Genomic DNA, 13,426 nt, shown 5'->3' with positions numbered 1-13,426 from the left:
GGCGCAAGGCCGCGCCAAAACCGGGGACTCCGGAGCACACTACTTGGCGCGCTCAATAATCTCAACGAGACGCCAGCGCTTGTTCTTGCTGATCGGTCGGGTCTCCATGATCCGAACGGTATCCCCCTCGTTCGCCTCGTTTTCCTCGTCGTGGGTCATGTGCTTCGACGATCGTTCCAGATACTTCCCGTACATGGGGTGCTTCATCTGGCGTCGGACCGAGACGGTGATGGTCTTGTCCATTTTTGCGCTCTGGACCACCCCGATTCGCTCCTTCCGATCATTGCGTTCGACCGTAGAGTCTGTGTCTTCGTCCGTGTGCTCCATTGTAGTAACTGGTTCGCTCGTCAGTAAATCTCAGAAGGAATGTCCGGGGAGGGGGCATTACGCCTCCTCACCCGCTCGCTGCTTCTCGTTCAGAATGGTCTTCAAGCGTGCGATGAGGCGTCGCTTGGTCCGGAGGAGAATTGGATTCTCCAGCCGCCCGCGAATCGCGTGCTGAAACTGGAGCTCCTCCAGCTGCTCCTCTTCCTCATCAATGCGCGTCTTAATTTCCTCAATGCTCAGGTCTCGGATCTGATCGGCTTCCATCGTCGGGCAGCAAGAGTCAATTCAACAGGGTTGGCCTTACGGTCACCTCGGGCACGACTACTCGGCGTGATAGCCTGGCCGCACCACGAACTTCGTTTTCAACGGGAGCTTGTGTTTTCCGAGACGGAGGGCTTCCCGCGCAACCTCTTCCGAGACGCCGCCCCCAACCTCAAACAGGACGTGCCCTTTTTGCAGAGGAGCCACGTAGTGCTCCGGTTCGCCCTTCCCCTTTCCCATTCGGGTCTCTGCCGGTGTCTTTGTCACTGGCTTGTCGGGAAAGACGCGAATCCAGACCTTCCCGGCCCGCTGAAGGTGGCGGTTAATCGCCACGCGGGCGGCCTCCAACTGGCGACTAGTGACCTGGCCCTTCTCTAGGGCTTTCAGGCCAAAGTCGCCGAAGTTGAGCCGGGTCCCTTTCGTAGCATATTCGCCACGTGTGAGTCCCTGGTTGCGCTGGACCTTCCGGTGTTTCGTGCGTCTCGGCTCAAGCATAGATGGTGTTCAGGTTCGATACTCGTCAGTTCTAGTGTGAGACTCGTGCCCGGGGAAGCGATCCCGTCCACGCGCCAATGGTCGCGCCCATATTCGGGGCCAAAAACCCGGGCCGCGAAACAAGACGCGAGCGGAAGGCCTAGCTGCCCTCTCGGCGCTGACGTCGCTCCTGCGGCGTCTCCTTCATCTGCTTCCGCTGCTGGGCCTGCACGTTCGGGCTGAGATCAGGCTGTCCCAGGATCTCACCACGATGGATCCAGACCTTGACCCCAATCGTCCCGTAGATGGTACGGGCGGTTTCCTGGGCAAAGTCAATGTCGGCCCGGATCGTGTGCAGCGGCACGCGTCCTTCAAGGTACTCTTCGCGCCGGCCCATCTCGGCTCCGCCGAGACGACCCGAGGCCCGAATGCGTACCCCTTCAGCCCCCATTCGCATGGCGGCCTGCATGGCCTGCTTCATCGCCCGGCGGAAGGAAATACGCCCCTCCAGCTGCTGAGCAATGTTCTTGGCCACGAGGGTCGCGTCCAGTTCCGGACGTTTGATCTCGCTAATGTTAATTTGAATGTCTTTGCCCGTGAGGGTTTTCAGCTCTTCGCGGAGCTTCTCAACCTCCGAACCACCACGCCCGATCACTACCCCGGGGCGGCTCGTGTGAAGGGTGAGAATCACGCGCTTCGGCGTTCGCTCAATGACGACCCGGCTGAGCCCTGCCCGTTTGAGACGGGTATGGAGATAGCGCCGGATCTCTTCATCCTCAACGAGCTTGTCCTGAAAGTCGTCTTCGGAGTACCAGTTGGAATCCCAACCACGAATCACTCCGAGACGCATTCCGATGGGGTTTGTTTTCTGACCCAAGGCTGTACCTCGTCGTCTTAATTCAAAGTGTGTCGTGTATCAGAGAAGCCCGCTGCCACTGAGCGCTACGCGACCTCAGCCGGCTCCTCTTCTGTGACCTCGACTACCACCGTAAGGTGTGTCGTGCGTTTTCGGATCGGGGCCGCTCGTCCTCGGGCCCGCGGGTTCCAACGCTGAAACGTCGGCCCTTCGTCGGCCCGGATCTCCTTCAGCTGAAGTGATCCTTCGTCAAACCGCTCGTCGTACTGATCCATCAGGTTATACACGGCCGAGCGGATCGTCGTCTCCACCACGTCCGTGACCTTCTGCGGCATGTAATCGAGAATAGCTACCGCTTCCGGTACATTGCGGTCGCGCACCAGATTGATGACGCGCCGCATCTTCAGCGGTGAGCTCCGAATGTGTTTGCGTACAGCTCGTGCTTGCATGTCTCGTCGTCAAATTTGGAGGAGAAGGTCACAGACGGCGTCGCCCGGTGCTTACTGCCCCGGCTTCTGTCGGGCGCGCTTGTCCACCTTCGCCTTCGAGTGCTCCTTAAACGTTCGGGTCGGGGCAAACTCTCCAAGCTTGTGGCCCACCATGTTTTCCGATACGTACACCGGAACGAACTGGCGACCGTTGTGCACGGCAAACGTATGCCCCACAAAGTCCGGCGTGATGATCGAAGGCCGCGACCACGTCTTCACGACCTTCTTCTCGTCGGACTCGTTCAGCGCTTCAACCTTTTCTTGAAGCTTGTAGTAGACGTACGGTCCCTTACGTAAAGAACGCGGCATGGCAAGTCAGTCAGTTGAATCCTGAAGAATGATGCTCTTACAGAGCCCAAGCCCCCGCTCCGGTTACTTTGATTTCTTCCGGCTCTTCGACTCGGTGCGACGGCGAATAATGTACTTATTCGAGTCCTTATTACGCGTCCGAGTCTTGTACCCTTTCGCCGGGACTCCCTTCCGGGAACGCGGGTGCCCCCCCGATGCACGTCCCTCTCCACCGCCCATTGGGTGGTCGATCGGGTTCATGGCAACTCCTCGGGTTCGAGGTCGACGCCCGAGCCAGCGGCTTCGCCCCGCCTTTCCAATTTCTATGTTGAAGTGCTCCACGTTGCTCGTAACGCCTACCGTGGCTCGGCATTTCGACGGTACCAGGCGGGTCTCTCCACTCGGCAGCTCAAGCGTCGCATAGTCTCCTTCGCGAGCTGTAAGCTGGGCATGCGTCCCCGCCGCACGGGCCAACTGTGCCCCCTTGCCCGGTCGCATCTCGATGCAGTGCACGCGCGTTCCGAGCGGGATATTCGTAAGCGGAAGGCAGTTACCGGTATCTGCGGTTGCCTGAGGTCCACTCATCACCGTTTGCCCCACTTCAATCCCATCGGGAGCAACGATGTAACGCTTCTCACCGTCGGCGTAGACGAGGAGAGAGATCCGAGCCGACCGGTTGGGGTCGTACTCGATTGTCGCCACCCGAGCAGGAATGCCATCCTTGTCGTTCCGCTTGAAGTCAATCTTGCGGTAACGACGCTTATGACCACCGCCCCGGTAGCGCATCGTCATGCGCCCCTGGTTGTTGCGGCCTCCACTATTGGACATTGCCTCCAGGAGGCTTCGCTCCGGCTCGGTCGACGTCACATCTTCCTTGTCGTCAACCGAGTACTGGCGCTGACTGTTGATCGTCGGCTTTCGCTTCTTAATCGCCATAGCAGAAAACGGATTTCTGACAGTGCGCAGTGCCCACCGTCAAGGATGAAAAGGGGTTGCGAGCAGTCCAGTCTGCGTCTAAATTCCCTCAAAGAAGTCGATCTGTTCACCATCGGGGTCAAGCTCTACGATGGCCTTCTTAAAGCCCGAGGTTCGTCCCTCGATCATGTTCCCCTGTCGGAACTGTCGACGGCGCTTGCCCGGAACGACCTGAGTGCGAACCTTAGCGACGTCGACCCCCGGATATCGCTCCTCAATGGCCTGTCGGATTTCGGGCTTCGAGGCATCAAGCCCACAGATAAAGGAGTACTTCCCCTCCTCCATCTGATAAGTTGTCTTCTCAGTCACGTAGGGACGAATGAGAACGCGTTTACTCATAGCTCAGCAACAATCTAAGAATTCGAGTTCCCTCCGGACACGAAGTTACGCGTGAACGGGATCGGGAGCGAGGACCTGGGTCATCCAGTCGAGCGCTCCTTCCTGAAAAACCACCACGTCCGCATCGAGAATATCAACGGTGTTGACGCTCTGCACTTCCCGAACGTTCACCTTCGACAAGTTCTGTGCGCTATGGTAGATTTCTTTTTCTACCTCCGTTGTGGCGAACAGAACTTTTTCGTCTCCAATCTCCATGAGATCGAGGAGATCGGTCAGCTCTCGAGTGCTCGGACGGTCCATAGAGTAGTCTTCGACCACCCGCACCGAATCGCTTTCGGCCTTATAGGAGAGGGCCGAGCGTCGAGCAAGGCGCTTCTCCTTCAGATTCAGGTTGTGGTCGTAGCTACGCGGACGAGCGCCGTGAGCCCTACCTCCATCGCGGCGAATCGGGGACTTGGCGTCACCAACGCGAGCATTTCCGGTCCCCTTCTGCCGGTAAAGCTTTCGGGTTGAGCCGGTCACCTCAGAACGCTCCTGGGTCTTGCTCGTGCCCTGTCGCTCATGGGCTTGGATCCGCTTCACGTCCAACCAGATGACGTGATTGTTCGGCTCCACGTCAAACACCGTTGGCACAAGGGTCGCCGTGCGGCCGGAGCTCACGCCATCGTTTTGATAAATGTCGACATCCATAATCCTATCGGGTCAGAGATTCACAGTCGCTCGGGAAGCGGCGACCGGAACGTACCGGTCACGCCCCATGCGGTTCGTAACGTCTATGCGCCAGCGTCGGTCTTCTTGTAGAGTTCGACGTATCCGCTTTTGGGACCCGGAACGGAGCCCTTAATGAGGATGGCGTCGTGGTCCGGAAGGATTCGAACCACCGTCAGATTTTGAATCTTGGTTCGCTCCCCTCCGGTTTGCCCGGCCATCCGTAGTCCTTTAAACACGCGGGAGGGATCAGCGGAGGCCCCAATGGAGCCCGGGTGGCGCTGACGGTCGGACTGGCCGTGTGTCGTCATGCCTACCCCACTAAATCCGTGGCGCTTCACAACGCCCTGGAATCCTTTCCCCTTCGATACTCCCACGACATCCACGGTCTCACCCTCCTCAAAAAGGTCCTCCACTCGCACAACGTCGCCCTGCTGTACGTCCTCGCCGAAGTCGCGAAACTCCTTCACGACCTGCTTTGGGGGCGAGTCGGCCTCAGCAAAGTGCCCTTGCATGGCCTTCGTCGTGTTCTTCTCCTTCTTGTTGTCGAAGGCGAGTTGCACGGCGTCATAGCCGTCCGGACCCTCTTCTTGCTTCACCTGGGTCACGACGTTCGGGCCGGCCTCGATGACTGTGCAGGCAACGTTGTTGCCGTCGTCATCAAAGACGCTCGTCATTCCCACCTTTTTTCCGATCAGTCCGCTACTCATGGCGATGAGGTCTTGCAAAAATTGTCAGTTCAAAACGGCTAGTCTCGCTCACGAATGAGATCCATCTCAATCCCGCGAGCGTTGCCGGGCAGACCGATTCTGTTCAAGAAGGCTTGAGCGTCTCCGTTCCATCGTTCCTGCAGAACGAAGCGAACACTCGTCCTCGAACCGTTCGGTCGATCAAAATTAAACGTCCACAAAAGTGGGCGAGCAAAGCCGTCCGTCATGCGCAAAACGCCGACAGTCGGTATGTCCACCCGTCCTCTCCCCACAACCGGATCCTCTCGCACGGGCCGAAGCAAGCGATACGCCCGCCCGCTGTCTCCTTCCGGCAGAAATTCAAGCCGGACCGTGTCGCGCAAAATACCTGTCACGTCCACCCGCTGGATCCGCCACGTTCCGACCAGGCTGCTGTACTGGAACGCTCGCTTCGACGCGCCGGAATCGCACCCGCTCACCTGTGTGGCGAGCCCAACAACCAGCAAAAGTACCAGGGCCGGAGGAAAGCGCCGGCGAAGCATGATTAAACCTTGATCTCAACATCCACTCCGCTCGGCAACTCAAGCTGCATCAGCGCATCCACCGTGTCACTGCTCGACGAGAGAATGTCGATCAAACGCTTGTGGTGGCGGCGCTCAAACTGCTCGCGGCTCTTTTTATCCACGTGGGGGCCGCGCAGCACTGTGTACACCTTTTTCTCGGTCGGGAGAGGAACAGGTCCACTCACTACCGCTCCCGTCGACTTTACCGTGCGGATAATTTTCTCCGCACTCTTATCGATCAGGGAGTGGTCGTACGATTTCAGCTTAATTCGAATCTTCTGCTGCGTGGCCATGTCTCAGTATCAATTTCCGAATTTCGAGCTTCGAATGCCGAATCGATTCATTCGGCACTCGCCCTTCGCAACTCGTCTCGCGTCTAGTCCAGAATCTTGCTCACCACTCCCGCACCCACGGTCTGTCCTCCCTCCCGAATCGCAAACCGAAGGCCCTCCTCCAACGCCACCGGCTGTATCAACTTCGCCTTGAACGTCGCGTTGTCCCCCGGCATCACCATCTCTACCCCCTCCTCCAGCTCAATCGATCCGGTCACATCGGTCGTCCGGAAGTAAAACTGCGGCTGGTATCCGTCGAAAAACGGCGTGTGGCGACCGCCCTCCTCCTTCGAAAGCACGTATACCTCACACTCAAACTCCTTGTGCGGCGTCACCGTCCCCGGCTCCGCCAACACCATTCCCCGGCTGACCTCCTCCTTCTCAATCCCCCGGAGCAGAATGCCGGCGTTGTCTCCCGCCTCCCCCTCCTCCAGAGTCTTGTTGAACATCTCAATGCCGGTCACCACCGACTCCATCTTCTCCTCCTGCATCCCGACAATGTCTACCTCGTCTTGCAGCTGCACCTTCCCCCGCTCAATCCGACCGGTCACAACCGTCCCCCGACCCGTGATCGAAAAGATGTCCTCCACCGGCATCAAGAACGGCTTCTCCACGTCCCGCTCCGGCGTCGGAATGTACTCGTCGACCGCCTCCATGAGCTCCATGATCTTGTCCTCGTGCTCCTCCTCGCTCTCGAGGGCCTTAAGGGCCGACCCCCGCACCATCGGCACCTCGTCTCCCGGAAACTCATACTCGGTCAAAAGCTCCCGAACCTCCATCTCCACAAGCTCCAGCAGCTCCGCGTCGTCGACCAGGTCGGTCTTGTTCATGAACACCACCAGGTACGGAACCCCCACCTGCCGCGCAAGCAAAATGTGCTCTCGAGTCTGCGGCATCGGGCCGTCGGTGGCCGCAACCACCAAAATCGCCCCGTCCATCTGCGCCGCCCCCGTCACCATGTTCTTCACGTAGTCCGCGTGCCCCGGACAGTCGACGTGCGCATAGTGCCGGTTCTCCGTCTCGTACTCCACGTGGGACGTCGCAATCGTAATCCCGCGCTCTCGCTCCTCCGGCGCGTTGTCAATCGACTCGAACGTCTTGGCCGCCGCCCCTCCCACACGCTCGGCCAATACCTTCGTGATCGCGGCCGTGAGCGTCGTCTTCCCGTGGTCAACGTGCCCGATCGTTCCGACATTTACGTGCGGCTTCCCTCGGTCAAAGGCTTCTTTCGCCATGGTGCTATGCGTTAGTCAGTGGCTGGAATTTCGAAAATTGGCAGACTGGATATCCTCCCCCATGAGGACAGGGTCTACGCTGCGGCTCCGACCGTGTCTTCGTCGAGGATCTCTTTTGCGATGTCATCGGGGACAGGCTCGTAGGTCTCGAACTGCATCGTGTAGATGGCTCGCCCCTGCGAGATCGACCGGAGATCGGTCGAGTAGCCGAACATCTCGGAAAGTGGGACCTCAGCGTTAATGACCTGCGCGTCGTTGCGCTGCCCCATCTTCCCAATGCGGCCACGGCGGCTGTTAAGATCCCCGATGATATCGCCCATGTACTCTTCTGGCGTAATCACTTCAACATCCATGACCGGCTCCATGAGCACTGGATCGGCGTTCCGAGCGGCTTCGCGGAACCCGAGGCGGCCTGCAATCTCAAAGGCATTCTGGTCGGAGTCCACCTCGTGGTGATCCCCATCGTAGAGCCGAATCTTGACGCCCTCGATCGGGTATCCCGCAATCGGGCCGTCCTCCATCGCACTCTCGATTCCACGCTCAACCGACGGAATGAACTCTTTCGGGATAACCCCGCCCTTGATTTCATTCTCAAACTCAAGTCCCTTGCCTTCCTCGCTCGGGCCGACCTCCATGTACACCTCGGCGAACTGTCCCCGACCGCCGGACTGCTTCTTGAGAACGTAGTGCTCGTCCACAGTGCGTGTAATGGCCTCGCGATAAGCAACCTGCGGCTGTCCAACATTGGCCTCCACCTTGAACTCTCGTCGGAGACGATCAACAATGATTTCCAGGTGGAGCTCCCCCATCCCGGCAATAATCGTCTGCCCCGTCTCCTCATCGGTCGAGACATTGAACGTCGGGTCCTCTTCGGCCAGTTTCACCAGGCCGTTCATCAACTTATCGCGGTCGGCCTTCGACTTCGGCTCCACGGCAATCCGGATTACCGGCTCCGGGAACTCCATAGACTCGAGCACGACCGGGTGCTCAGGATCGCAGATCGTATCGCCGGTCTTGAGGTTCTTCGGCCCCACGACGGCAGCAATGTCGCCGGCGCGAATTACGTCCACGTCCTCACGGCTGTTGGCGTGCATGAACATAAGGCGTCCAACACGCTCAGTCTCGTCGCGGGTCGGGCTATACACCTTCGACCCGGACTCCAGTGTGCCGCTGTACACGCGGATGAACGTAAGCTTTCCGACGTATGGGTCGGTGGTAATCTTGAAAGCAACGGCACTAAACGGCTCATCCTCGCGCGGATGCCGGACGACCTCGTAATCCTCTTCGTTTACCTCGGGCTTCTCAACCTCCTCATCGTCGTCCGCCTCTTCAGCCGCCTCTTTCGCAGCCTTTTTCGCAGCGGACTCTACCTTCCGCTTCTCCTCAGGATCGTGGCCGGTGACCGGCGGCACGTCGTTCGGGCTCGGGAGAAACTTAATGACGCCGTCAAGCAGGCGCTGGATGCCCTTGTTTTTAAGCGCCGAGCCGCAGAACATCGGCGTGATGTCGCGGTTGAGGGTCGCCGTTCGGATGACGGCCTCCAGTTCTTCGGGCTGGATCTCCTCTTCACCCTCAAGATACTTCATGAGAAGCTCGTCGTCGTACTCCGCGACGCTTTCAAGGAGCTTGATGCGCCACTGCTTCGCTTCCGGCTTCAGGTCGTCGGGGACCTCAAGAACGTCCCACTTCATCCCCTGGGACTCCTCGTCCCAAACGACGGCTTGGTTCCGAATGAGGTCAATGACCCCGCGGAACATATCGCCGCTGCCAATCGGAATCTGCAGCGGAATCGGATTGGCGTTGAGGCGGTCCTCCATCATCTCGAGGACGTTCTCGAAGTCGGCCCCGGTCCGGTCCATCTTATTGACGAACCCGATCCGCGGAACGTTATACTTGTCGGCCTGCCGCCACACCGTTTCGGACTGTGGCTCCACACCACCAACGGCACAGAACAAGGCAATGGCCCCGTCCAGAACGCGAAGCGACCGCTCCACCTCAACCGTAAAGTCAACGTGCCCCGGGGTGTCGATAATGTTCACCCGGTGGTCGTCCCAGTAGCAGGTTGTAGCGGCGGAGGAAATCGTAATGCCCCGCTCCTTCTCCTGCTCCATGAAGTCCATGGTTGCGGCTCCCTCATGGACCTCCCCCATGCGGTGAAGCCGACCGGTGTAAAAGAGGATACGCTCGGTCGCAGTGGTCTTCCCGGCATCAATATGGGCCATGATGCCGATATTACGCGTCCGTTCGAGCGGAAATCCTTCGTTATTCTCAGTAGCCATGGTAGTGTGTTGGTTGCGTGCTCAAGGGCGCCCGTGCCCAAGCAAAATATGCCTGAACAACCGCATCGAGTCCTCTCGGGAGCGCTCTAGAAACTAAAGTGGGCGAACGCCTTATTCGACTCCGCCATCCGGTGTGTGTCGTCCTTCTTCTTCACGGCCCCACCCTCTCCCCGGGCCGCATTGATCAGCTCACTCGCCAGCCGGTTCGACATGCTCTTTTCTTTCCGAGCTCGTGCGTACTGGATAATCCAGCGGAAGGCCAGTGTAACCCGGCGGTCTGGGCGCACCTCAATCGGCACCTGATAGGTCGCTCCCCCCACGCGGCGGCTCCGAACCTCTACGAGCGGAGCCACGTTGTTCACGGCCTTCTTAAAGACCTCAAGCCCTTGCTCTCCCGTTCGCTCCTCGATGACGTCAAAGGCATCGTAGACAATGCGTTGGGCCAAGCTCTTTTTCCCATCCCGCATCACGGCGTTCACGAACCGGGAGACGAGATCGTCCCGGTACATGGGATCGGGCTGAGTCGTGCGCTTTTTGGCTGCCTTGTCGCGTGCCATAGTGAGGTTCGGTCGTTCGTCGAAAACTCAATGGGACAGGAACCGCCCGCCTGGGCGGGGGGCTGGGCAATACCCTAACCCCAGACACGAAAAGCGCTGTGGCGAACGGCCAACTCCGGCCCCATCACAGCGCTCATCGCCAATGCTAGTCGGTGGGCTTCTTCGTGCCATACTTCGAACGGCCCTGTCGGCGATCCTCCACCCCCGCCGTATCCAGTGCCCCTCGAACGATATGATACTTGACGCCCGGAAGGTCCTTCACACGCCCTCCGCGCACAAGCACGATCGAGTGCTCCTGAAGATTATGCCCCTCTCCGGGAATATACGCCGTCACTTCATTGCCATTCGTGAGGCGCACACGGGCAACCTTTCGGAGCGCAGAGTTCGGCTTCTTCGGCGTGGTTGTGTACACACGCGTGCAAACCCCTCGCCGCTGAGGACTCCCTTCTAGCGCAGGGGCATCACTCTTCTTCTCTTCCGTTTTTCGCCCCTTCCGAATCAGTTGCTGTATCGTCGGCACGTCAGAATATCGTCGTTATCACTTAACCAGTGAGCAGTGTGCCCGTGCATCTTCACTCAGCGATCGCCCCTCGCTGCGCACACAGGACATATGGTAGTCTTTACACCCCTACAGGATTCCGCACACCCGGCGAAGAAGGAGTGAAAAGAATTTACCCCATCTCAGCTTCGCTCAGGGGCCTTTCTCGTCTGTTCTCATTAGTATATCGGTTTATATCGGTAAACCGAAAGAGAAAGTCGTGCTCCTGCAAAGAAAAAGGCGAGCGAAGCTCGCCGAGCAAGGGCCATTGTGCCTGAGCGCCGACCCGTCTTCATCTTTGCGGGCCTCTCTACGGGAGGCCGTTCGCCTGGGTTTCGGTAGAGGCCCCGGATGCATCGGATTCAGACGAACTTCCAGCGCGCTCCGCGGGACTCTCATCTGCAGGCGGTGGTGCCTCCCTCAGTGCCCGCCCGCGCTGATCGACATCGACGTATTCTCCGTGGGGCCGTTCGCCCAGAATCCGAAGAAGCTCCTCGGGGCCCAGTACCTCCTGTTCGAGCAAGGCGTCTGCCATCTCTTCCAGTTGTCCCCTCTTTTCTTCCAGCATCTGGTGCGCCCGATCGCGCGCACGGCTCACAATCTTCCGTACCTCCTCGTCGATCGCCTCGGCCGTCGCGTCCGAGTACGGCTTGCTAAACATCGGGCGCTCCTCCTCCCGCTGGGACAGGTTGAAGCTGAGGTTCCCGATGCGCTCGCTCATGCCGTAGTCGGTGACCATGGCGTATGCCATTTTGGTAATCCGCTCCAGATCATTCTGGGCTCCCGTCGTCACGCGGTCGAAGATAAGCCTCTCCGCCACCCGTCCTCCAAGGGCCATCGTCATCCGATCCAGCAACGCCTCGGTCGAATAGAGATATCGCTCTTCCGGCAGATACTGCGCGTGACCGAGAGCCGACATGCCCCGGGGGACAATCGAGACCTTCACGACGGGATCCGTGTGCTCCAAAAACCACCCGACGATGGCATGCCCCGATTCATGATACGCAATGATCTCCCGCTCCTCCGGTGAGATGATCTTGTTTTTCTTTTCGAGTCCCGCAATCACCCGATCGATGGATTGCTCAAAGTCCTCCATTTCGATCTGCTCTTTATCTTTGCGGGCCGCAAGTAGTGCCGCCTCGTTGCACACATTTGCAATCTCGGCCCCGGCAAAACCGGGCGTCTGTCCCGCAAGGATTTCGAGCTCCACGGTATCGGCCAGACGAAGAGTGCGGACGTGGACCTCAAAAATCTTTTTCCGTGCCCGCCGATCAGGCTTCTCAACCAAGATTTGTCGATCGAATCGACCGGGGCGGAGCAGCGCCGAATCGAGCACGTCCGGTCGATTCGTGGCCGCCATAATGATGATGCCCTCGTCGGAACCGAATCCGTCCATCTCCGCCAGGAGTTGATTGAGCGTATTCTCACGCTCGTCGTTTCCCCCCACCATATTGCTTCGCCCGCGCGAGCGGCCGACGGCATCGATCTCGTCGATGAAAATAATACACGGAGCTTTCTCCTTCGCGCTCTTGAAGAGATCCCGCACCCGACTCGCCCCAACCCCCACGTACATCTCCACGAAATCGGAGCCCGAAATGGAGAAAAAGGGCACTCCGGCCTCCCCCGCCACGGCTTTGGCCATAAGGGTTTTCCCCGTCCCCGGCGGTCCCACGAGAAGTACGCCCTTGGGAAGCTCCCCTCCAAGCCGGGTGAACTTCTCCGGCGTCTGGAGAAACTCTACCACCTCGGCCACCTCCTCTTTCGCCTCTTCCAACCCCGCCACATCGTCAAAGGTCACGGGATCCTGGTCCGCCGCATCAAACAACGTCGCTGTGTTTTTCCCAATGTTAAGCATCTGTGACCCCGGGTTCATCCGCCGGAGTACAAACACCCACACGGCAGCCAGCAGGCCTAGCGGGATGAGCCAAAGGAGAATCGTTCCAGTCCAGTCGTCTTCGGTTCTAGCGGTAAACCGGACCGACGTCCCGCCCTTCGGGGCCACAGCCTCGTTGTGATCCCGAAGGAACGACGTGAGCTCGTGATCGGCGGGCTTCGTTGTGATGAACTGCCGCCGATCCGATGCCGTCAGTGAGCCGAGTAGGCCCTCCTCTCCCTTCCGAGCCTGCACCTGGCCGGATTTCACTGCCTCCGCCGTATAGGTGCCCTCAATCCGGGAGTCGTTGACCACCTCCACTCGCTCCACGTGCCCTGCCTCAACGTATTCGAGGAAGGTGCTGTACTCCACTCGGGGCGGAGATTCCCCTTCCCAATTGAGAATGAGGTGGATGATGAGCGCGAGGAAAATCGCCAGATAGATCCAAAGGGCAAACCGCGATCGAAATAGGGATCGGGTGTGCCGCTCCTCTCCGGGGGAGGAATCTGGACCCGGCGGTTGGGAATTGGAATCAGACATTGAGCGTTACTCAAACCGGTCAATTGCGATCAAATCCGGACGGGCGCCTTCGCTCGTCATTCGGAGCTGACGATGACGCAGCAAGATTGAGCAACGCCATACTC

Annotated in this window: 17 protein-coding genes; all 17 read right to left on the bottom strand. The window is 58.9% G+C overall.

Translation table 11 applies throughout. The features are described 5' to 3' along the window. Positions 1 to 39 precede the first annotated feature (39 nt). Positions 40 to 327: a 30S ribosomal protein S17 gene (gene rpsQ / locus BSZ35_RS00960; protein WP_105010698.1), complete on the bottom strand. Its 288-nt coding sequence runs from the start codon at positions 325 to 327 to the stop codon at positions 40 to 42. Positions 328 to 384: 57 nt separating this feature from the next. Then, entirely contained in the window at positions 385 to 591 is a 207-nt protein-coding gene (rpmC, locus tag BSZ35_RS00955; RefSeq protein ID WP_105010697.1) for a 50S ribosomal protein L29, read from the bottom strand. A gap of 57 nt (positions 592 to 648) precedes the next feature. Next, positions 649 to 1,083 carry a 50S ribosomal protein L16 gene (gene rplP / locus BSZ35_RS00950; RefSeq protein ID WP_105010696.1) on the bottom strand — a complete coding sequence of 145 codons (435 nt, stop codon included), beginning with the start codon at positions 1,081 to 1,083 and terminating at the stop codon, positions 649 to 651. A 139-nt stretch (positions 1,084 to 1,222) separates the two neighbouring features. After that, positions 1,223 to 1,939 (bottom strand): 30S ribosomal protein S3, encoded by a 717-nt coding sequence (gene rpsC, locus BSZ35_RS00945; RefSeq protein ID WP_105010695.1) that lies wholly within the window; start codon positions 1,937 to 1,939, stop codon positions 1,223 to 1,225. Between the two features lie 65 nt (positions 1,940 to 2,004). Then, complete coding sequence (rplV, locus tag BSZ35_RS00940) at positions 2,005 to 2,367, bottom strand: 50S ribosomal protein L22 (protein WP_105010694.1); 363 nt, start codon at positions 2,365 to 2,367, stop codon at positions 2,005 to 2,007. Between the two features lie 51 nt (positions 2,368 to 2,418). Next, positions 2,419 to 2,715 carry a 30S ribosomal protein S19 gene (gene rpsS / locus BSZ35_RS00935; RefSeq protein WP_105010693.1) on the bottom strand — a complete coding sequence of 99 codons (297 nt, stop codon included), beginning with the start codon at positions 2,713 to 2,715 and terminating at the stop codon, positions 2,419 to 2,421. Between the two features lie 63 nt (positions 2,716 to 2,778). After that, positions 2,779 to 3,630 carry a 50S ribosomal protein L2 gene (gene rplB / locus BSZ35_RS00930; RefSeq protein ID WP_105010692.1) on the bottom strand — a complete coding sequence of 284 codons (852 nt, stop codon included), beginning with the start codon at positions 3,628 to 3,630 and terminating at the stop codon, positions 2,779 to 2,781. A gap of 78 nt (positions 3,631 to 3,708) precedes the next feature. Continuing rightward, positions 3,709 to 4,008: a 50S ribosomal protein L23 gene (gene rplW / locus BSZ35_RS00925; protein ID WP_105010691.1), complete on the bottom strand. Its 300-nt coding sequence runs from the start codon at positions 4,006 to 4,008 to the stop codon at positions 3,709 to 3,711. Positions 4,009 to 4,053: 45 nt separating this feature from the next. Further along, a complete protein-coding gene (gene rplD / locus BSZ35_RS00920; RefSeq protein WP_105010690.1) occupies positions 4,054 to 4,698 on the bottom strand; it encodes a 50S ribosomal protein L4 in 645 nt (214 codons plus the stop codon). 83 nt (positions 4,699 to 4,781) lie between these two features. Then, positions 4,782 to 5,426 carry a 50S ribosomal protein L3 gene (rplC, locus tag BSZ35_RS00915; protein ID WP_105010689.1) on the bottom strand — a complete coding sequence of 215 codons (645 nt, stop codon included), beginning with the start codon at positions 5,424 to 5,426 and terminating at the stop codon, positions 4,782 to 4,784. 38 nt (positions 5,427 to 5,464) lie between these two features. After that, positions 5,465 to 5,947: a hypothetical protein gene (locus tag BSZ35_RS00910; protein ID WP_105010688.1), complete on the bottom strand. Its 483-nt coding sequence runs from the start codon at positions 5,945 to 5,947 to the stop codon at positions 5,465 to 5,467. A gap of 2 nt (positions 5,948 to 5,949) precedes the next feature. Continuing rightward, positions 5,950 to 6,261 carry a 30S ribosomal protein S10 gene (rpsJ, locus tag BSZ35_RS00905; RefSeq protein WP_105010687.1) on the bottom strand — a complete coding sequence of 104 codons (312 nt, stop codon included), beginning with the start codon at positions 6,259 to 6,261 and terminating at the stop codon, positions 5,950 to 5,952. Between the two features lie 83 nt (positions 6,262 to 6,344). Beyond that, positions 6,345 to 7,535, bottom strand: a complete 1,191-nt coding sequence (gene tuf, locus BSZ35_RS00900) for an elongation factor Tu (protein ID WP_105010686.1) — start codon at positions 7,533 to 7,535, stop codon at positions 6,345 to 6,347. A gap of 74 nt (positions 7,536 to 7,609) precedes the next feature. Then, positions 7,610 to 9,814 carry an elongation factor G gene (locus tag BSZ35_RS00895; protein ID WP_105010685.1) on the bottom strand — a complete coding sequence of 735 codons (2,205 nt, stop codon included), beginning with the start codon at positions 9,812 to 9,814 and terminating at the stop codon, positions 7,610 to 7,612. Between the two features lie 86 nt (positions 9,815 to 9,900). Then, positions 9,901 to 10,371 (bottom strand): 30S ribosomal protein S7, encoded by a 471-nt coding sequence (gene rpsG, locus BSZ35_RS00890; protein ID WP_105010684.1) that lies wholly within the window; start codon positions 10,369 to 10,371, stop codon positions 9,901 to 9,903. Between the two features lie 145 nt (positions 10,372 to 10,516). After that, entirely contained in the window at positions 10,517 to 10,891 is a 375-nt protein-coding gene (gene rpsL, locus BSZ35_RS00885) for a 30S ribosomal protein S12 (protein ID WP_105010683.1), read from the bottom strand. 328 nt (positions 10,892 to 11,219) lie between these two features. Beyond that, complete coding sequence (gene ftsH, locus BSZ35_RS00880; protein WP_105010682.1) at positions 11,220 to 13,322, bottom strand: ATP-dependent zinc metalloprotease FtsH; 2,103 nt, start codon at positions 13,320 to 13,322, stop codon at positions 11,220 to 11,222. Positions 13,323 to 13,426: the final 104 nt, after the last annotated feature.

It is taken from the genome of Salinibacter sp. 10B (genome assembly GCF_002954405.1).
In the GTDB taxonomy this organism is placed as follows: Bacteria; Bacteroidota; Rhodothermia; order Rhodothermales; family Salinibacteraceae; genus Salinibacter.
This window is presented reverse-complemented; position numbering and strand designations above follow the sequence as displayed.